At 66.8% G+C, this 19037-nt stretch carries 18 protein-coding genes and 1 tRNA gene; 11 read left to right on the top strand and 8 right to left on the bottom strand.

The window, feature by feature from the left end:
• Positions 1-3: 3 nt before the first annotated feature.
• The 4 genes from LXN00_RS09075 to LXN00_RS09060 form a co-directional block, all read right to left on the bottom strand.
• The gene (locus LXN00_RS09075; protein ID WP_234507496.1) at positions 4-1890 is read right to left on the bottom strand and encodes a hypothetical protein; all 1887 of its coding nucleotides are present in this window, start codon (positions 1888-1890) and stop codon (positions 4-6) included.
• A 256-nt stretch (positions 1891-2146) separates the two neighbouring features.
• Positions 2147-4228, bottom strand: a complete 2082-nt coding sequence (locus tag LXN00_RS09070; protein WP_234507494.1) for a hypothetical protein — start codon at positions 4226-4228, stop codon at positions 2147-2149.
• A gap of 352 nt (positions 4229-4580) precedes the next feature.
• The gene (locus LXN00_RS09065; RefSeq protein WP_234507492.1) at positions 4581-5969 is read right to left on the bottom strand and encodes a sugar-binding protein; all 1389 of its coding nucleotides are present in this window, start codon (positions 5967-5969) and stop codon (positions 4581-4583) included.
• A gap of 270 nt (positions 5970-6239) precedes the next feature.
• Positions 6240-6316 (bottom strand) — tRNA-Ile (locus tag LXN00_RS09060).
• A gap of 324 nt (positions 6317-6640) precedes the next feature.
• On the opposite strand from LXN00_RS09060, the gene LXN00_RS09055 reads away from it, so the two are divergent.
• A complete protein-coding gene (locus tag LXN00_RS09055; RefSeq protein ID WP_234507489.1) occupies positions 6641-7204 on the top strand; it encodes a cob(I)yrinic acid a,c-diamide adenosyltransferase in 564 nt (187 codons plus the stop codon).
• Here LXN00_RS09055 and LXN00_RS09050 read toward each other — a convergent pair.
• Positions 7201-7485, bottom strand: coding sequence for a hypothetical protein (locus tag LXN00_RS09050; protein WP_234507488.1), 285 nt, complete (start codon positions 7483-7485; stop codon positions 7201-7203). The two genes, LXN00_RS09055 and LXN00_RS09050, sit on opposite strands and share 4 nt — an antisense overlap.
• Positions 7486-7539: 54 nt before the next feature.
• On the opposite strand from LXN00_RS09050, the gene LXN00_RS09045 reads away from it, so the two are divergent.
• The 9 genes from LXN00_RS09045 to LXN00_RS09005 are packed head-to-tail and all read left to right on the top strand — an operon-like array spanning position 7540 to position 14467.
• Complete coding sequence (locus LXN00_RS09045; protein ID WP_234507486.1) at positions 7540-8259, top strand: ATP-binding cassette domain-containing protein; 720 nt, start codon at positions 7540-7542, stop codon at positions 8257-8259.
• Complete coding sequence (locus LXN00_RS09040) at positions 8256-9434, top strand: ABC transporter permease (protein ID WP_234507484.1); 1179 nt, start codon at positions 8256-8258, stop codon at positions 9432-9434. The genes LXN00_RS09045 and LXN00_RS09040 overlap by 4 nt, the downstream gene beginning before the upstream one ends.
• A gap of 12 nt (positions 9435-9446) precedes the next feature.
• The gene (locus tag LXN00_RS09035) at positions 9447-10310 is read left to right on the top strand and encodes an SPFH domain-containing protein (protein WP_234507482.1); all 864 of its coding nucleotides are present in this window, start codon (positions 9447-9449) and stop codon (positions 10308-10310) included.
• A gap of 9 nt (positions 10311-10319) precedes the next feature.
• Complete coding sequence (locus LXN00_RS09030; RefSeq protein WP_234507480.1) at positions 10320-10505, top strand: hypothetical protein; 186 nt, start codon at positions 10320-10322, stop codon at positions 10503-10505.
• Entirely contained in the window at positions 10477-10977 is a 501-nt protein-coding gene (locus LXN00_RS09025; RefSeq protein ID WP_234507478.1) for a hypothetical protein, read from the top strand. Before LXN00_RS09030 ends, LXN00_RS09025 begins: the two co-directional genes overlap by 29 nt.
• The gene (locus LXN00_RS09020; RefSeq protein ID WP_234507476.1) at positions 10974-11735 is read left to right on the top strand and encodes a CPBP family intramembrane glutamic endopeptidase; all 762 of its coding nucleotides are present in this window, start codon (positions 10974-10976) and stop codon (positions 11733-11735) included. The genes LXN00_RS09025 and LXN00_RS09020 overlap by 4 nt, the downstream gene beginning before the upstream one ends.
• An 8-nt stretch (positions 11736-11743) precedes the next feature.
• Positions 11744-12565: an RNase adapter RapZ gene (rapZ, locus tag LXN00_RS09015; RefSeq protein WP_234507475.1), complete on the top strand. Its 822-nt coding sequence runs from the start codon at positions 11744-11746 to the stop codon at positions 12563-12565.
• Entirely contained in the window at positions 12546-13760 is a 1215-nt protein-coding gene (locus LXN00_RS09010) for a gluconeogenesis factor YvcK family protein (protein ID WP_234507473.1), read from the top strand. The genes rapZ and LXN00_RS09010 overlap by 20 nt, the downstream gene beginning before the upstream one ends.
• Positions 13761-13768: 8 nt before the next feature.
• Positions 13769-14467 (top strand): glucodextranase DOMON-like domain-containing protein, encoded by a 699-nt coding sequence (locus LXN00_RS09005; protein ID WP_234507472.1) that lies wholly within the window; start codon positions 13769-13771, stop codon positions 14465-14467.
• Here the strand turns inward: LXN00_RS09005 and LXN00_RS09000 are convergent.
• Genes LXN00_RS09000 through LXN00_RS08990 form a run of 3 tightly spaced genes read right to left on the bottom strand, consistent with a single transcriptional unit; the run spans position 14464 to position 17959 of the window.
• A complete protein-coding gene (locus LXN00_RS09000; RefSeq protein ID WP_234507470.1) occupies positions 14464-14784 on the bottom strand; it encodes a DUF3208 family protein in 321 nt (106 codons plus the stop codon). The two genes, LXN00_RS09005 and LXN00_RS09000, sit on opposite strands and share 4 nt — an antisense overlap.
• Positions 14785-14787: 3 nt before the next feature.
• Positions 14788-15840 (bottom strand): alanine racemase, encoded by a 1053-nt coding sequence (gene alr, locus LXN00_RS08995; protein ID WP_234507467.1) that lies wholly within the window; start codon positions 15838-15840, stop codon positions 14788-14790.
• 1 nt (position 15841) lies between these two features.
• On the bottom strand, positions 15842-17959 hold the full coding sequence (locus LXN00_RS08990) for a primosomal protein N' (RefSeq protein ID WP_234507465.1): 2118 nt from the start codon (positions 17957-17959) through the stop codon (positions 15842-15844).
• Between the two features lie 20 nt (positions 17960-17979).
• On the opposite strand from LXN00_RS08990, the gene LXN00_RS08985 reads away from it, so the two are divergent.
• Positions 17980-19029: an MFS transporter gene (locus LXN00_RS08985; RefSeq protein ID WP_234507462.1), complete on the top strand. Its 1050-nt coding sequence runs from the start codon at positions 17980-17982 to the stop codon at positions 19027-19029.
• Positions 19030-19037 lie beyond the last annotated feature (8 nt).

The raw sequence follows: 19037 nt of genomic DNA, 5'->3' as shown, positions 1-19037 counted from the left end.
GCGTTACCTCCCCTTTCTCGGCAGGCTCAAGGGGCTTAGCCCTAGACCCTGGGGCTGGACGCTACTTGCCCCGCTTCCTGGGTGCACCCCTGTGCCGTCCACGGTGAGAGCGTGCCACCACGTGTTGTACCCATCGCTGATGGTTGGCGCGGGAAAGCTCGCCACCAGGTGGTTGGCATTGTAGACCTTTACCTGGCCCCCAGAGGTGTTCCAACTTCCTCCGCCGAAGTACCAGTGGACGTAAACGCGGTAGGCTCCCCCTTGGTAGACGAAGCGGAGGGTTTCCTGCCCGGGGCCTTGGGGGGTGTCCCCTTCCAAGCAGGCGGCTCCTGCGGGAGGGCAGGTGCCGGGGTTGTTCCAGTAGATGTGCTGGGCCGCCGGGGTGTCGGGATAGAAGAGGTGGAGGTCCAAATCGGCGCCTGCGGTCCAGGAGAGCTCCACCCGCCAGTCGGCGGCATAGGTGACGGTGAGGGTGAAGTCCCAAGACCGGGTGGCCCCACCTCCTTGGGGTGTGGCCTTGAGGCGCAAGGGGTAGGTTCCCGGTGGGGGGTTGGCCACCTGGAGGGCTACGGGTCCCCCGCTGGCGGGGAGGGAGGGGCTTGCCAGGCTAAGGCCAGGGGGAAGGGGGGTGCCGTCTTGACGCTCCAGCGTGAGGAGCAAAGGGGTGTTGAAGCCGTTTAAGGGCGTCAGCGCCACTTGGAGGCTCCCCGTGCCCTCCCAGGGCAGGGTGAGGGCGGTATCCCCCCCGAGGGAGAAGTCCGTGGCCTTGAGGGTAAAGCCCACCTCCCGCACCCGGCTTCCCCCCTCCGCCCGGAGGGTAAGGGGGTAGTCTTGGGGGCTGAGGTTCGGGTCCAGGGCCAGGGTTAGGGGGACGGAGATGGGGTTTCCGTTCAGGGTGATTGTGGTGGGGCTTAGGGTAATCCCGGGAGGGGGGTTTACCAGGCTCAGGTTCACGGGTCCGCTGAAGCCTAGGAGGGGAGTTAGGTGGAGGACAGCTTGGGCCTGGCCGCCCACGGGGGCGGAAGGTGTGCCTTCCAGGGACAAGAGGAAGTCTGGGGCGGTGCTGTTCACGGCCACCGCCCGGCTTCCGGCGCTTCCCGCGCTGAAGCGGATGGCCCCTTGGTCCACGCCTTGGTTGGCCGTCACCCGGTAGACCTTCCCAGCGTAGCCCGAGGGCGTGTCGTCTTGGACCGCCAAGCCGCTGGGCGCTTGGAAGGTGACCGCGGGCAGGGGGCCGTTGCCCGAGTTTCCCACGAGGACAAGGGCGCTTTCCCCGGGGTTCAGGCTTAGAGCCAGGGGCGCCACCTCGAGGCCCGCCCCCAGGTTCGGGTTCACCACCTTGCGCAGAAGCCGCACCAGGTCTTGCTCGTCGGCGTAGCCGCTGGAGTCCAGGTCGGCGTGGTAGCGACGGTAGGGGTTCGGGGTAGCAGCCCCCGTAAGGAGGTCGGCGAGGAGAAGGGCGTCCGTTAAGCCCACGCTCCCGCTAGCGTTGAGGTCGCCCAGGGGGTTTTGGGCGAAAGCGGGATCCACCTCGCCCTGGCTCACCCCGGGAAGAGGGGTATAGCTTTGGGAGACCACGTGGCCTTGAGGGGTAAGGCCGGCTTCCTCCCAGGAGAGAGTAGCCTGGAGAGCCTCCGTTTCTAGGAGGTGCGCCTCGGGCCTAGCTCCTGGCTTTAGGGCCTGGAAGCGGACTCGGAGCACTTCCCCCGAGAGGGCATGGTAGGCAACCCCCGCTAAACGCACCCGGCCGGCCTCGAGGTGGGTTTCCGTGAGGAGGGGGCTTACGGGGCCCAGGTAGCGGAGGGCATTTGGGTCAAAGGTGATTTCCAAAAGAACTCCCCGCACGCTCTCCCCGTGCAAGACCCAGGCGCCTGCGCTAGGGTTCCGCACAAGGCTTTGAGGGTTACTACAGGCTGCAAGGATCAGCAGGGCGAGTAGGGTTAGGGCATTTTTTCCCACGTATACCTCCGTTTATGGACCCGGGGTTGTCGCACTGCTCCGGCTTCGTAAGCAGCCTAGGATGGGGAAGGGAGCTGGCCAGGCTCATAAAGGAGGGATGGGGGAGGCGAAGGCAGGGCCAGACATCCTAGGGAGCAGGGTATAGGTGGTAAGCACAAAGGGAAAAACCCCCGCATCCCCATTCCCCTTAAGGCGCTAGAACGAGGCTCCCTCCGCCTACTGAGGTGTCCTCCACGTAGTTCGCCTGGGTGAGTACCACGCCGCCCACCTCCAAAGTCCCGCCACCTGTTCCCGTGACGGAGAGAAGGGCGAGCTGTCCAGGCCCGGTAAAGGTGCTGCTGCACACCAAGACCACGTTCCACCGGTTCGGGTTGGAAGACACCTGCGCGAAGTCCAGGGTGCACCCTTGGGTGAGGGCCCCTGCGCCTGCGCTCAGGGTGAAGCCTGCAGGAAGCGTCACGCTGAACTGGGCAGCGCGGTAGGCCTGGGTGGTGCCCACCAGGTTCACCCCCACGGTGTAGGTGTTGCCTGTGCGTTCCAGGAGCGAGGGCTGGAGCGCCTTGGGCGCTTCGGCGACGGTAAGGGTAAAGGCACGGCTATGGGTAAGACCACCGCCCGTCGCCTCGAGGGTAAGGGTGTAGTCGCCCGGGGCCACATTAGGGCCCACACGTAGGGTAATCGCTAGGGTGTTTCCGGTGGTGGGGTTTTCCGCAAAGGTGTAGGACACCTTATCGTTTCCGCTACCGAGGACGCTTCCGTTCAGGCTGAAGGTAATGGGACCAGAGAAGTGGGTGCGGACGAGGCTGACGTTCACCGTTCCCGAAGCTCCCTGCTTTAGGGTGAGATTGGCTGCGCTCACGGAGAAGTCGTAGAGGGTGAGGCTAAGGGGCTGGGTCCTGGTGAGGCTACCCCCGCTCGCCCGGACCTGAAGGGCGTAGAGGCCTGCCTCAGCGCTTCCTGCACTCACGTTCAGGGTTACTGGGCCGCTTGCGGGTAAGGTGGCGCTATTGGGCGTTAGCGTGAAGGATACAGAGTTTCCTCCCGCATCGGTGAGGCTAAGGTTCACACTTCCGCTGAAGCCGCCGTAGGTGGAAAAGAAAGCGTGTAGGCTCCCCGCACCGCCCACGGGCAAGGTAAGGGTGTTTTGGTCCAGGTAAAAGTCAAACCCGGGGGCTTTTTGGACCACTAGGGCGAAGGCCTTTTCCCGAACGATCGTCCCGCTTACCGCTCTAAGGCGAAGGGTATAGGTGTTGGGAGGTACGTTATTTGCCACGCTGAGGGTGAGGGTGTCGGTAAGGGGGCTGGATAGCACCACGCTGGTGGGGCTTTCTAGGCTTATTCCTGAGGGAGCGTCCAGCAGACTTAGGGTCACGGTGCCTGTAAAGCCGTTTTCCGGGGTTAGGGTGAAGTCCAGGCTGGCCATTCCCCCGGGCGTGGTGGTGGCGCTCGGGGCGCTTAGGTCCAGGCCGAAGCTTGGGAAAGGTGCGTGGACCCGGGCGGTGCGGGTGCCAGCATTAACCGCTTGGCACTGGATGCTCCCCTCCAGGGTATTCCCCTGGGCTTCCACCCTGTAGGCTTTGCCATAGGCTCCCTGGGGAGTTACGTCCGTTAGGGCGGTCCCTTGGGGATGGGAACAGGACACGCTGGGAAAGGCTCCGTTTCCGGAGTTATTGAGGAGAAGGTAGGCGTGGGCTCCGGGGCCCAGGGCCAAGTCCTGGGGCGCAAGCTCCAGGTTGGGTTCCAAGCCCGGGTTTACGATCTTCCGCAAGAGGAGGGCGAGGTCTTGACCGGTTAAGGTTCCGCTGGAGTTAAGGTCCCCTTGGTAACGCTGGTAGGCGTTGGGGTTTTGGAGATTACCCGCCAGGATGTCCGCTAAGAAAACCCCATCCGTGAGGCTTACGCCCCCACTGCCATTCAGGTCACCCAAGGGGTTTTGCACGAAGGAGGGATCGGCTTCGTTTTGCCCGATCCCCTGAACCACGGATTGGGGCAGGACCAAGGCTTGCGGTTGAAGACCGCCCCCTTTCCAGATTTGCCTGATCGCTCGTCCCTCAGGATAGGTTTCCACCACCTGTACCTCGGGCCTTGCCCCGGGCCGGAGAACCTCAAAGGTCAGGGTGAGGAGGGGCCCTGAAGGTGTGCTGGGGGCCACGGCCACCGCGCGAACCCTCCCCCCTTCGGCGAAGGCTTCCGCCCCGTATGCGCCCTCTGCCCCCACGTAGCGCAAGGCGGCGGGATCAAAGTGGGCTTCCACCAAAATCCCCCGCACGCCCTCTCCCTGGAGGGCAAGGGTCCAGGTTGCTGGATCACGGCTTGCCGGTTGGCTGCAAGCGCCCAAAAGCAAGGACAGCACGAATACTCTAGCAATACGCCCGCGTTCTTTCATGACACCTCCCAATACGGACCCGCAAATGTGCGGGGTGGTGCAGAAGGTGTTCCTTCCCTTTCAGGCAGAAAAACAGAGGCCACTTGGGAGAAACAAGGGGGATCTTTGCATAGATCTCTGCTCCCACCCCGTTATCCCAAGCCTAGAGAACCCAAAGGGTTTTGTCTTCCGCCCTCCGGCCTAGGCTTTTGAGGGATGAAGTTCTAAGTCTAGAATGTCTAAAGACCTAGGTCCTTTAGGGAACTTCCGTGAATTTGCCAAGGGCCACGTAGGGAAGGAAGCCCAGTTCCAACGCCCGCCTAAACGCGAAGTTAGCGGCCTCGGCGTTAGGGGCTTGGTCCAGGCTGAGGGCAGGCAGGCCCCGCCTCCGAAAGGGCCATACGGGGCTTGGGTCGTTCAGGATGATCTGGCCTTGGGCGTCCAGGGAGAGGCCTGAATAGACCACAGCATCTAGAAAGCGCGCGGTGCGCCGTAGCACTCGGAAGCCCCGGTGTTGCAGGAGCAGGGCTTGTGGGTGGCTTTCGCGCAAGCCTCGTACTAGGGCGGCAAGCTCGGGAACCTTTTCCGGATGGAGATCGGCGAGGTCCAGTCCGTCTAGGAAAAACCCCTCAAAGCCCAAGGCGAGAAGCCGGAACGCTTCAGCCCTCACGTGGGCTTGCCAAAGGGAGGACGAAGGGTCCATAAGAAGGGTGTCCGGAGCATAGGGGTTTGGACCCAGGACTGCTTCCCGGAGTCCTTTGCTCTCCGCTTCCCCTCGAGGCAGGACCCCTAAAGGAAGGTACGCCACCACCCTAACCCCGTTTTCCCGGAGCCCCCGCACCAGGCCCAAGGGGGCTTCCCGGGCCAGCACCACGAGTTCGTAGGCCTGGAGCCGGGCTAGCGCCCCCGGGTCCCCCCCATAGTAAAGCGCCCAGCGCCGGATGCCCTGAAGGCGGCTAGGTATAAGGGGGAGCAACGCTTCCTGGGCCTGGACCTGGGCTACCAGGACCTGGGGGTCTTTTGGGGCATCCACGAAGGCGAGGTAGCCGTAGTTGCCGGGGGAGTGAAAGTCGCCTCCCAGGGGCCAGAGGGTGTACTCCCTAGCCTCTGGATTTCCCCGGCCCACCTTAAGCTGCCAGATTTCGCCCAACCTGGGATGGGGAAGCACCCCGCCAAAAGGGATACGGAGCTCTGCCCACCAGCCTCCAGGAAAGCTGCCGGTCTGGGCTTCAAAGAAAAGGGGAGCTGTGTAGCGTTCAAACCGCACTCCCTTCGGATTGACCGCTAGGTGCAGGTCGGGAGCGTCCTCGTCAAAAGGGTTAGGGCGCAAGAAGACCTCCAGGGTATCGTCCTGCCACCACTCGGGGTCGTTAGCCTGGCGCTCCGCCTTGGGAGGGGTTTCTTGGCTGAGGCGGGCCACCAAGTAAAGGGCTTGGTCATCGTAGGTAACCTGGAAGGTGCCGGAGAACCGGGCAGTTTTAGGGGGATACAGGGTGGTGAGGTGTATGGAATAGGTGGGAAGCCCCGGATAGATGCCCATCCCCCAGGGACCTTTCGGCCGGGGCAAGGCCTGGGCCACCACCAACTCTTGGGCTAGGGATACCCCTCCAAAAAACACGAATACCATCACCAAAATGGAGCGCATGGCCTAACTATATAACCTCTTGCCCTTCTCCGGATGGGAAAGCCCCTGTTGTCCTAGGAAAAAGTGACGGAGGAGGGTGTCACGCGTGGGAATAGAAAGGGCCTTTGGCTTCCACAAAGGAGAGTTCCCTGCTTAACGGGGGGGATGGAGGCTCTAGATGTCCCCCTTCCCAAGGGGAGGACTCCAGGCAAGCCTTTCTATAGCCCTCAAGGTGCGGGCTAAGAAGATACCCGGACCCTTAGGGGCCCGGGTATCTTCCCCTTGCAAGCTTGGTGGGCGATGGTGGACTTGAACCACCGACCTCACGCTTATCAGGCGTGCGCTCTGACCAGCTGAGCTAATCGCCCCCGCACGCAAGCTCTAGGATAGCGCAAGGGGCTTGGAGGTTCAAGACCTGTTGTGGGCCAATCCCTCCAGGTACATTTTTGCCAAGAGCCTATAGGGGTTTTTAAGTACCGAAGGGAGCGGCGGTAGCGGCTGTAGCGCCTCTGATGAGGTTGCCTTGCGCGTAACTTCCAAACACCCTAAAGGGGTAGGGTTGGGCCACGGGTTTCGCGCGGCCCCTAAGGATTGGGTACCGTGAGGCCCGAACCTGAGCGGCGAAGCCGCAAGCCTCCACCCAAGGAGAGATCCCGCCCCTCTTTTGAAGCCGAAGCCCTACAATGGAATCCGTGAAGATCTACACCAAAACCGGGGATGCGGGGGAAACTGGCCTCTACGGGGCCGAACGGGTGGTGAAGGCCCACCCCCGGGTGGAGGCCTACGGCACCGTGGACGAGGCCAACTCCGCCATCGGCCTGGCCCGGAGCCTTCTCCCAAAGGAGCACCTGGACCTCCAGGACCTTCTGGAACAGGTGCAAAACGCCCTCTTTGATCTGGGGGCGGACCTGGCCACCCGTATGGGTAGTCCCTACGAAAAAAACATCGCCCGCATGGACGCAGAGGACGTGGAGGCCCTGGAAAAGGCCATTGACCGCTACATGGAGGAAAGCCCTCCCTTCACGGGCTTCATCCTGCCCGGCGGGCACCCGGCGGCGGCGGCCTTGCACCTGGCCCGCACCGTGGTGCGCCGGGCGGAGCGCAAGGTGGTGGCCTTGAGCCGGGAGGAGCCCGTGAACCCCGAGGCCATCCGCTACCTGAACCGGCTTTCCGACCTCCTCTTTGTCCTGGCCCGGGTGGTGAACGCCCGCACGGGGGTGCAGGAAGAGGCCTGGCTCGTCAAGAGGCGGCGCTAGGGCCAGGGCTTGCCGTAGACCCGCACCTCAGCCCCGGGGAAGGCGGTCTGGAGAAGCTCTTTTAGGAAGGAGGCGGCGGAGGGCAGAAGTCCTCCGCAAGGGCCCTCCATGTAAAGGAAGAGGTAACGGGGGCGCCTGGGGGACTGGGAGAAGCCCAGGCAGCCCTCGTACTCGGGGAAGTACTCATAGAAAAGCTCCAAGAGGTCCTGGACCAGGTCCTTGGCCTCGGGCAAGGCCTCTATGGAGCTCTGGGGCTTCACCCAGAAGGTCATGGCCTTCATCCTCCTCCCATTATGGCGTTGACAGGGCGCGGAGGTGTGATATCATCTTGCTATATGATTGAAGTCCTTCAGTTGACCAAGGCCTACCGCGCCCACCGGGCGGTGGAGGACCTCTCCTTCCGGGTAAACCCAGGGGAGGTCTACGCCCTCCTCGGCCCCAACGGGGCGGGCAAGACCACCACCCTGCGGGTTTTGGCCACCTTGGTGAAGCCCACGGCGGGCACGGCCCGGGTGGCGGGGTTTGACGTGGGGCGGGAGCCCCTTGCCGTGAGGCAAAGGCTTGGGCTTGTGAACGGGGGCATGCGCGTCTATGACCGCCTCACTGGGCGGGAGGTTCTGGCCTTTTTCGCCGGTTTTTACGGCCTCGAGGGCCCCGCCTTCCGCAAGGCCCTGGATTGGGTGGCGGGGCTTTTGGGGATGGAGGAAGCCCTGGACAAGAAGGTGATGGAGATGTCCACGGGCATGCAGCAGAAGGTGGTGATCGCCCGGGCCATCCTGCACCGCCCCCCGGTCCTCCTCCTGGACGAGGCCACGGCGGGGCTAGACATCTTCGCCCGGCGGGCCCTTTTGGACTTCGTCAAGGCCTACCGGGACCTGGGGAACACCTTGGTCTACTCCACCCACGTGATGGCCGAGGCGGAAGAGGTGGCGGACCGGGTGGGCTTCTTGCACCGGGGCCGCCTGGTCTATGAGGGCACCAAGGCCGAGGCCCTGGCCCTGGGCGAGGGGAGCCTGGAGCGGGCCTTCATCCGGGTGGTGAAGGAGGCGGCATGAAGGGGATTTACCGCATTCTCTGGAAGGAGCTCGTCCAGGTCTTTCGTGACCGAAAGCTCGTCTTTTCCACCTTGGTCCTGCCCGTGCTCCTCATGCCCGTCTTCATGTTCGGGCCGAGCCTGGTGCTAGAGCGCCTCATGAAGGGAGCGGCGGAAAAGCGGCAGGAGATAGCGGTGGCCGGCCTTCCGGAAGAGGCGCTTTCGGCCCTCCGCCAGGCCAACCTGGCCCCGGTGGCCGTGGCGGACCCGGAAGGGGCGGTGCGGGAGGGGAAGTACCCCGCCGGGGTCCTTTACCGGGAGGGCGTCTATCGGGTCTACGCCCGGCTATCCGGGGGGCTCACGGAGGGGCAGGTGGTGGCGGGCAAGGTGCAAAGCGCCCTAGCGGCCCTCAAGGAGGCCAAGGTGGCCGAGGCCCTGGCGAGGCGGGGGGTTCCCTTAGAGGTTCTCCAACCCTTTAGGGTGGAGCTTCTGGACGCCTCCCCCGAGCGGGAAAAGGCCGGGGGGCTTTTGGGCTTCCTCCTCCCCTTCTTCCTGGTGGTCTTCGTCCTTTCCGGCGGGCAGGTGGTGGCGGTGGACGCCACCGCCGGGGAGAAGGAGAAGGGCACCCTCGAGGCCCTCCTCATGGCCCCCGCACCCCTTTGGCAGATCGCCTTGGGCAAAACCCTGGCCACGGTGGTCATGGCCCTGCTCTCTGGGGTGGCGGGGCTTTTGGGCCTGGCCTTGGGCGGGGCCCTGGCCGCCCGCTATGGCGGGGGTGTCCTCACGGAAACGGGCCAGGTGGTGGACCTGGGGGGGCGGGTGGCTTTGGACGGGGCAAGCTTTTTGGCCCTCTTCCTTTCCGCCCTCCTCCTCGCCCTCTTCATGGGGGCGGTGATGGTGGGCCTGGGGCTTTACGCCCGGAGCTACAAGGAGGCGCAGAGCTACCTGGCCCCCTTGCAGCTTATCGCCCTTTTACCCCTTCTCTTCCTCCAGTTTAGGGGCTTCTTGGAGCTGGAAACCTGGTACCACCTGCTTCCCCTTTTCAACGTGGCCCTCCTCATGGACGCCCTCCTCAAGGGAACGGCCACCTGGGGGCAGGCCGCCCTCACCTGGACCTCCACCTTGGCCTACGCCGCCTTGGCCCTGGGCTTTTCCGTGCGGGTCTTCGCCCGGGAAGAGGTGGTGTTCAGGAACTAGAAAGGAGCAAGCATGCGCGAGGTGAAAGAGTTTTCGGCGTGGCGGGTTAGCGGCTTCTTGGGCCTTTTCCTCCTCCTCTTGGCCCTTCTATGGCTCGGGTGGGCGGGGTACGGCTGGGTGAGCGAAAGGGAGCCCGCTTACCTCTGGCACCTCCTTCCCGCCCTTCTTGCCAGCGGCCTCCTCGCCATGGGCCTCTTCACCCTCCAGCCCAACGAGGGGGCGGTCTTGGTCTTCCTGGGCCGCTACGTGGGGAGCGTGCGGGAAGAGGGCTTCCACTTCGCCAACCCCTTGGCCAAGCGGCAACGGGTTTCCCTAAGGGTCCACAACTTCATCTCGGACCGGCTCAAGGTGAACGACGCCCAGGGCAACCCCATTGAGATCGCCGCCGTGGTGGTCTGGCGGGTGGTGGACACGGCCAAGGCCCTCTTCCAGGTGGAGAACTACGAGGCCTTTGTGGCCATCCAAGCCGAGGCGGCCATCCGGGCCCTGGCGAGCCGCTACCCCTACGACGCCGAGGGCCGCTCCCTTAGGGGTAACCCCGAGGAGGTGGCCGAGGAGCTCAAGGCCGAGGTGGAGGAGCGCTTGAGGGTGGCGGGGGTAGAGGTCTTGGAGGCCCGGCTCACCCACCTGGCCTACGCCCCCGAGGTGGCCCAGGCCATGCTGAGGCGGCAGCAGGCCCTGGCGGTGGTTGCGGCGCGGAAGCTCATCGTGGAAGCGGCGGTGGGGATGGTCAAGGAGGCCTTGGCGGGCCTCGAGGCCCAGGGCCTCGCCCTGGACGAGGAAAGGCGGGCGGCCATGGCCAACAACCTCATGGTGGCCCTGGTGGCCGAGGCCCAGGCCCAGCCCGTGGTGAACGTGGGCACCTTGTACGCTTGAAGGAGCGGGGTGAGGGAGGAGAAGAAGCGGTTTTTGTTGCGCCTGGACCCAAGGCTCTACCGGGTCCTGGAGAAGTGGGCCCAGGACGAGCTTAGGAGCGTGAACGCCCAGATAGAGTATCTCCTGAAGGAGGCGGCCAGGCGGGCGGGCAGGTGGAAGGATGAGGATGGAGCCGAAACGGGAAGGGAACCCTAGGCGGTTTTTCCTCGGGCTTTTGGCCTTGGCCCTCCTCCTCCACGCCCTGGCCCTCTTCCTCATGGCCCAAGAGGACCCGGAGGGCCTGCCCCTTTTGGCGGCGCTCCTCCTTTTAGAGTTTTCCCTGACGGCGGCCCTCCTCTATGCGGTTTCCCGCCTTCCGGAACGCTTGTACTACGAGCTAGACGGGAACACGCTCACGGTGCACCTCCCCTTTGGACGGCGGGTGGTCCACCGGGCCCAGGTGGAGGCGGTGCGCCCCTTGGCCTACGCCCTCCCCTGGTGGGCCTGGAAGGGAGAAGCGGCCATGCCCGGCTACCACCGGAGGAGGCTCCGCCTGGAGGGGCGCCCGGTGGAGGCCCTGGTGGGGGCGAGGCGGGGGGAAGGGGTCCTCCTCCTCCTGAAGGACGGGAAAGGGCTTTTGCTAAACCCCTTGGACCCCACGCCCCTCCTTTCCTGGAAGGCGCCATGAAGGCCCTCTACTGGACCTACGGGCTTTCCTGGGGGCTTTTCCTCGCCTACTACCTCCTTGGGGGTAGGTGGGGGCCTTCTTGGGAAAAGGCCCTCTTCGGCCTTCTCTATATGTGGGTCCCCGGACTGGTGGCCCTTTGCTTCGCCCGAAGGGAAGGCCTGAGGCTTCCCCTCTCCCTGAGGCCCAACCGGTACTGGCTTTTCGCCTGGCTTTTCCCCGTGGGCCTCACCCTCCTCTCCCTCCCCCTAAGCCTTCCCTTCGGGGCCTGGCGGGGCCTGGGAAGCCTAGCCCCAGGGCTTCCCGAAGGGGCCCTCTGGGCCATGGCCCTCCTCCAAGGGCTCTTGGCCGGGGCCACGGTGAACCTCCTCGCCGCCTTGGGGGAGGAGCTCTTTTGGCGGGGCTACCTTTGGGAAAGGCTCCGGGAGCGGGGCTTTTGGCCGGCCACGCTGGAAATCGGCTTCTACTGGGGGCTTTGGCACGCTCCCCTCGTCCTCGCCGGGCACAACTACCCCAAGGAGCCCCTCCTGGGCGTGCCCGCCATGATCCTCTTCGCCCTCCTCCTCACCCCCGCCCTCCTCTGGGTGCGGGAAAAGGGGGGCCTCTTGGCGGCGGCCCTCCTCCACGGCACGCTCAACGCCGTGGCGGGGCTTTCCTTGGTGGCGGTGGAGAGGACGCACGACCTCCTCATCGGGGTGGTGGGGCTCCCGGGGTTCTTTCTCATGGCCCTCTTCAACCTCTGGCTCCGGAGGCGGGTATAGTCAGGGGGATGCGCTTCCTGGTGCTCACGGGGCTTTCTGGGGCGGGGAAGACCACGGCCAAGGGGTTTTTGGAGGACCTCGGCTACTTCATGGTGGACAACCTCCCCCCAAGCCTCTGGAAGCCCCTTCTAGAGGAGCTCGCCGCTAGGGGGATAGAACGGGCCGGGGTGGTGCTGGACGCCCGGGCCCTGCCCTTCTTCGCCGAGTTGGAGGAGGCCTTGGCCGAGCTTAAGCCGGTGGTGGTTTTCCTCGAGGCCCGCCCCGAGGTGCTCCTGAGGCGCTACAACCTCACCCGCCGCCTCCACCCCTTGGGGGCGGGGAACCTCATGCGGGAGATAGAGGAGGAAAGGAAGGCCCTAGGAAGCCTAAGGGCTCAGGCCCACCTGGTCCTGGACACCTCCGAGTTCTCCCCCCGGGCGCTCAAGGAGGCCCTGGTGCGCTTTTTGGGCGAGGAGGCGGGCTTTACCCTGCGCCTCCTCTCCTTCGGCTTTAAATGGGGGCCGCCCCAGGAGGCGGATTTGGTCCTGGACGTGCGCCCCTTCCCCAACCCCCACTACGACCCCATCCTCAAGCCCAAAAGCGGCCTGGACCCCGAGGTGAAGGCTTATGTCTTCCGGGAGGACCTGGAGGCCTATTACCGCGCCCTCCTCACCGTGGCAGGCCTGGCGGCGGAAGGGGCGAAGGCGGAGGGGCGGGCTTTTTACACCGTGGCCGTGGGGTGCACAGGGGGGCGGCACCGGAGCGTGGCGGTGGCGGAGAGGCTAGCGGAGGAGCTTTCGGGCCGCTTTCGCGTGGAGGTGACCCACCGGGATGTGGAGAAGGAGGCTTAGCCCCCCCTCCCTGCGCTGGCTTTACCCGGGGATGCGGGTGAAGCGCTTCGCCCTCCTCGCCCTCCTCGGGGTCTTCCTCTTCGGGCTTGGGCTTTCCGAGCTCCTGCCCTCCTGGGGCCTAGAGGGCCCCTGGCCCTGGGGCCTCCTCCTCGGGGGGCTCTTCCTCGGCGTCCTGGGGGTTTGGGCCATGAACCGGAGCATGCTCTCCGCCTTCACCGAGCCCGAGGAGGTGCCGGAAAGGGTCTACGTGCGCCGCAGGCTGGAACAGGGCCCCAAGGTGGTGGCCTTTGGCGGGGGCACGGGGCTATCCCGCATCCTAAGAGGCCTCAAGGAGCACACCGCCCGCACCACCGCCCTCGTGGCGGTGACGGACGACGGGGGGTCCACGGGACGGCTCCGCCTCTCCTATGGCCTGCCGGCGGTGGGGGACCTGGTGGACTGCCTCGCCGCCCTTTCCGACCACCCCGCCCTCCCCGAGCTCCTCGCCCACCGGTTTGACCGGGGGGAGCTTAGGGGGCACACCTTCGGCAACCTCTTCCTGGTGACCCTCTTTGAGGTGGCGGGGGACTTCGCCGAGGCGGTGCGGGAGGCCAACGCCATCCTGAACCTTAGGGGCCAGGTCCTCCCCGCCACCCCCGAGGCGGTGCGCTTAAGGGCGCGCTTCCAGGACGGGGCGGAGGTGGTGGGGGAGGTGGCCATCCGGGAAAGGCGGGGGCGGATCCGGGAGGTCTTCCTGGAGCCCGAGCCGGAGGAGGCGATGCCGGAGGCCCTCGAGGCCATCGCCCGGGCGGAGCTTTTAGTTTTGGGCCCAGGAAGCCTGTACACGAGCGTCATCCCAAGCTTCCTCCCCAAGCCCCTAAAGAAGGCGGTCCAGGAGGCCAAGGCCCCCCTCGTCTACGTGGTGAACCTCATGACCGAACCCGGGGAAACGGACGGCTACACCGCCTACGAGCACTACAAGGCGGTGGCCTACCACCTGGGGCGGCGGCCCGAGGTGGTCCTGGTGCACACCGCCCCCATCCCGGAGGAGGTCCTAAGGCGCTACGCTGCGGAGGGCCGCTACCCCGTGGCCTTTGACCCGAGGCCCTTCGCCGCCGATGGGGTGCGGGTCCTCACGGGGGACTTCCGGGAAGAGGGCCCCTTGGCCCAACACGACCCCAAAAAGGTGGTGCGGGCCCTCTTAAGCCTGGTATAAAGGTGGGCGTGCTTTTCCTCTACCAAGACCCCTTGGGCGACGACCGGGGCCTTGCCTACCTCTACCCCCGGGCGGCGCTCTTCCAGGAGGCGGGGGAAGGGTATGCGGACCTCCTGGCGGTGGCGGGGGAGGACAGGCAAGGGGAGCTCGTCCTCAAGGTGCGCCTCGCCCGCTACCCCAACCCCCTCGAGGGCCCCCTCGGCTTTAGCCTGGCCACGGTGGTCCTCTGGCTGGATACGGAAGAAGGGGGGGAGGAAACCCTCCTCCCGGGCCTGAACACCCCCCAAGGGGAAGGGTGGGAGGTGGCCTACCTCCTCACGGGCTTCGGGGCGGAAAGGCGCACGCCCAAAGGCGAGCGGGAAGGGGTGCGGGCCTGGCGGGAAGGGGAGTGGGTGGCCTTGAGCGCGGGACTTCCCCCGGGGAAGTACGGCCTTTACGGGGCGGTGGGGCTTTTTGACCCCTTTGCGCCCTGGTACCTGCGGCCCACAAGCCTGGAAGGGGGGGGCTGGACCCTGGCGGCCCCCCCGGGAAGCCCCCCCGTGGTGGACCTCCTGGCGGAAAGGCCCCTGGAGCAGGTGGCGGCCTACCAGACGGGTCTCCTCAAGCCCCTCCGGCCCCAGGGCCTCGCCCTAAGGCGGGAAAGCCTCCTCGCCTTCGGCCTCGGGGGGGTTTCCCTCCTCCTCGCCTTTCTCCTCCGGCGGCGCTAAAGGGGGCGGAGGTCCTCCAGAAGGAGCCACCCCACCCCGGGGGGGAGGGCCTCCAGGTGGGCCGCCAGGGCCTGGGCCGCCTCCTCCGCCAAAGGCTTCAGGGCCTCCGGGGGTTCCTCCGTGAGGAGGAGAAGGGTGAGCTGGTAGAAGCGCTGGGTGTGGGTGGGGGTGCCGTCCTCAAAGAAAGGGGTGGGGGGCGGAACCTCGTCCAGGAGGAGTCTCGCTCCCAGGACCTCCCCCGGGAGGAGGGCCTTCAGGTCCCAGGAGGCCTCCTTGGGGTGCCAGAGGTACCCTTGGAAAAGCCGCACCGCCTGCACAGGCTAATCGTAAAGGTAAACGCGGGGGAGCCTCCGGGAGAGGTGGACCGCCACCTCGTAGGGGATGGTGCCCCGGGCCTCGGCCCAGGCCAGGAGCCCCGTGGGGCCGAAGTCGGCGGAGAGCACCTCAAAGACCGCCTCGAGGCCCACGGGGCTGGGGAGGAGGACCGTGGTCTGGTCCATGGAGATCCGGCCCGCCACGGGGCAGAGGGCCCCGGAGGGCCCCTTGACCCAGGCCACCGCCCCCCGGGGAAGCCCGTCGGCGTAGCCCACGGGCAGGGTGGCGAGCCACTCCCCTCCCCGGGCCACGTACTCCCCCCCGTACCCCACCCGGTCCCCTGCCTTGAGCCGCTTCACCAGGGTGGGCCGGGCGAGGAGGCGGAGGATGGGCCTTAGCCCAAAGCCGGGAACGAGGCCATAGAGGGCGAGCCCCACCCGCACGTTCTCCCCCCCGTGGAGGAGGAGGCCATAGGAGTTCTCCAGGTGGTAGAAGTAGCCCTCCCCAAGGGCCTTTCGCACCTCCTGGAAGCGGCGGCGCTGCACCTCCACGAAGGCCGCATCCTCCCCGGCGGTGGCCAGGTGGCTGTAGACCCCCTCCACCCGGATGCCCAAGGCCTCCACCGCCCTTAGGGCAGGGAGGGCCTCCTCAAAGGGGAAGCCCACCCGGTTCATCCCCGTGTCCACCTTGAGGTGGGCCCTAGGGGTAAGCCCCAAGGCCCTGGCCCGCCCCGCCAGGGCCTCCGCGGCCTCGAGGGTGGAGAGGGTGGGCGTGAGGCCCCACTTTAGGGCCTCCTCCGCCTCCAAGGGGTGGAGGCTTCCCAGGAGGAGGACCTCCCCCTCCACCCCCCCTTCCCGCAAGGCCCGCCCCTCCGCCACCGTGGCCACCGCCACCCGCTTCGCCCCCCTTTCCAAGAGGAAGCGGGCGACGGGCAAGGCCCCGTGGCCGTAGGCGTCCGCCTTGAGGACGGGGATCACCTCCCCCTTGGCCCTTGCGGAAAGGAGGCGCCAGTTGGCCCAAAGAGCCTTTAGGTCCACCTCTATCCAGGCCCTTTCCATCCTAGTCGTCCAAAAGACCCACGAAGCGGTGGGGGTCAGGGTCCAGTTTAAAATGGCGGCGGTCCAGGCGGGCGAGGAGCTCGGAGAGCCTTTCCGTGCTCCCCTTCAAGAGGAGATGGTAGACGTAAAGCCCCTTCACCCGGGGCACGGGGGCCGGGGCGGGGCCCAGGACCTCCCCTTCCCGGGCCACGCCCCTCAGGGCCTCCAAAAGGGCGTAGGCGGCCTCCAAGGCCCGCTCCTCCTTGCGGTGGGCCACCTCCAGCTTCACCATGCGCGTCTTGGGCGGGTAGCCCAGGGCCTCCCGCAGGGCCTTCTCCGCCCAGGGGAAGGCCTCCACGCTCCCCTCCAGGAGGGCTTGGTGGGCGGGGTGGTCCGGGTGGTAGGTCTGGAGGACCAGGAGGGGCCTCCTTCCGGGGCGGAGCTCGGTGAGGGCCCAGAGGAGCCGGTGGTACCGCTCCGCCGCCCGGAAGTCCGCCTCCAGCAAGAACCCTTCGGCGTAGGGCAGGAGGACCAGGGCGAGCTCGGGGAGCACGGGGCCCCGGAGGAGGGCCGTGGTCCCCACCACCACCCCCGGCGCCCCCTGGAGGAGGGGGGCGAGGTCGTCCTTGGCCTCCTTGGCGTAGCGGTAGACCGGTAGGCCAAGCCGCTCCCGCAAGGTCTCCTGGAGCCACTCCAACCCCGGCCCCTTGGGCTCCAAGAGGGTGGAGCCGCAAACCGGGCAGAGGGCGGGCGGGGCCTCCTCGTGGCCGCACTGGTGGCACAAGAGCCTCCCCTTTCCCCCCTTGTGGTAGCGCAAGGGGAGGGCGCAGTTCGTGCAGGTGGGCTTGTAACCGCAGTCGGCGCAGAGGAGGAGGGCGCTATACCCCTTGCGGGGGGCGAGGACCAGGGCCTGCCGCCCCTTCTCCTCCACCTGTTTGAGGAGGGCCCAGGCCCGCCCCACCAGGGGGAAACCCTTCTCCCGCCGCAGGTCCAAAAGGAGAAGCCGCGGCTTGGGCACGGGGAAGGTGAGGCCCGGGCGCTCCAGGACCTCCACCGAGGGCACCAGGGAGAGGTAGGTGAGGGGTATGCCCAAAAGCCTCGCCCGCATCTCCGCCAAGGGGGGCACGAAGGCCCGGGTGCCCGAGGGGAGCTTGTAGCTTTCGCTCCCCTCCTCCACCACCACCAAGGAGCGCGGGGTGAAGGGGAGGAGGAGGCCGGGGTAGGTGGCGAAGATGAGGCCCTTCGGCTCCCGGAAAAGGGCCTCCCGCTCCCAGAGGGGAAGCCCCCCGTGGTAGGGCCTGGCTTCGGGGAAATACGCCAAAAACCTCTCCAAAAGGCTCACCTCGGGGAAAAGGACCAGGTGGTCTCCCTCGGCGAGGAGCCCTTTGAGGAGGCGCACCCGCTCGCCGAACCGCCCCCCGTTCAGCCGGCCAGGCCGCTCGGGGAGGAAAAGGGGCGCCACGGGCCTCCCCTCCCGGGGCGGGGGAGAAGGGGGGGCGTAGCCCATGTACCCCTCCGCCAGAAGCCGCCTCACCCGCCCCACCCCCACCCCCGCTGCCCGGGCCAGGGCGGCGAGGCTTTCCGCCTGGCCGAGGGAGGAGAGCACCTGGAGCACCCGGTTGAGCTCCGGGTCGGGGTGGGCCTCCTTAAGGGGCCTCAAGACCCTCTTCCCCTCCTTGAAGGCCACCTCCTCCTCCAAAAGCCCGGCCTCCCGCAAGGGGTCCAGAAGCTTCGGGTCAAACCCCTTGGCGTCTTGCCAGGAGGTTAGGGCCTCGAGGCCCTTGGGCAAGCGGCTTGGGTCCGCCCCCGGGTAGAGCCGCACCCGGTGGCGCACCTCGGGGAAGGGGGGCAGGAAGTCCGATAGCACCTGGCCCAAAGGGGCGAAGAGGTAGCGGGCGGCCTCCTCCAGGAAAAGGATCTCCTCCGGGCGCAGGTAAGGACCCTCGTCCAGGTAGGCGATGGCGTGGCGCAGGGTGTGGGCGGGCCTTCCTCCTTCTCCCACCACCACCCCAAGCCGCACCTCCCCCCGCCAGGGCACCGCCACCCGCCGCCCCAAGGCCTCCTCCCCCTCGGCGCCCAAGGGGGGCAGGTAGCTCATGGGGGGAAGGGGGAGGGGCAGGGCCACCTCGAGGACCCGCATATGGGCCTAGCATAAGGGGGATGCGCCTGGCCGTCCTCCTCTCCGGCGTGGCCCTCTACAGCGCCCTCTACGCCGTGGTCCCCCTTCTGCCCCTTTTGGAAAGGCTCCACGGCGCCCCCCCAGGGGCGGCGGGACCAGGGATGGGCCTTCCCCTCCTCCTCCTCGTCCTCCTCTCCCCCCTGGTGCCCCGCCTCCCGTGGCCCGCGGGGGCGCTCCTGGGGGGAGGGCTCCTTTTGGTGGGCCTGGGTGGGGCCTTGGGGGCGCTTAGCCCAAGCCTTTCCCTCTGGACCCTCTGCCGCCTCCTCCAGGGGGTGGGAGCGGCCCTGGTGCCCGCCTTGGCCATCGCTTTGGTCCCCGTGCTCTACCCCAAGAGGGCCCTGGAGATGGCGGGGCTTTACATGGCGGGGAACGTCCTTGGGGGAGGGCTTGGCCGGGTCCTGGCGGGGCTTCTGGCGGAGGGGCTTGGGGTGCGGGGGGCGCTTTTCCTCCTTTCCCTGCCCGCCCTCCTCCTCGGCCTCCTCGTCCTCCGGGCCCCCGCCGGCCTTCCCCCCTTGGGAAAGCCCCGGTACGACCTAAAAGCCCTTCCCCTCTACGCCGTGGGGGCCATCCTCCTCTTTCTGAACCTCTTCCTCGCCAACCTCCTCCCCTACCGCCTCCTGGAGTGGGGCTTTGGCCCTGGCCAGGTGGGCCTGGTCTACCTGGCCTACCTCTTCGGCATTCCCGGAAGCGCCCTTTCCGGGGTCCTGGCCCGGCGGTTTGGAGGGGTGGCCACCTTCCGCCTGGCCTTCCTCCTGGTCCTCCTGGGGCTAGCCCTTCTCCTCCTGCCCCCGCCCCTTCTGGTCCTGGGCTTCGTCCTCCAGATGGCCGCCCTCTTCACCGCCCAGAGCCTGGCCTCGGGGGCGGCGGGACGGCGGGGAGCGGGGGTGAGCGGGACCTACGTGGCGAGCTTCTACCTCGGGGGGACCCTGGCGGGCCTCCTTTACCCCTTTTTCCTCCACAGCTTCCCCTTGGCGGTGGGGGTGGGGATGGGCCTGGCGGTTCTGGCCCTCCTCCTCGCCCCGGTGCGCTAAAGCCCAGA

It is taken from the genome of Thermus brockianus (genome assembly GCF_021462505.1).
GTDB lineage: Bacteria > Deinococcota > Deinococci > Deinococcales > Thermaceae > Thermus > Thermus hydrothermalis.
This window is presented reverse-complemented; position numbering and strand designations above follow the sequence as displayed.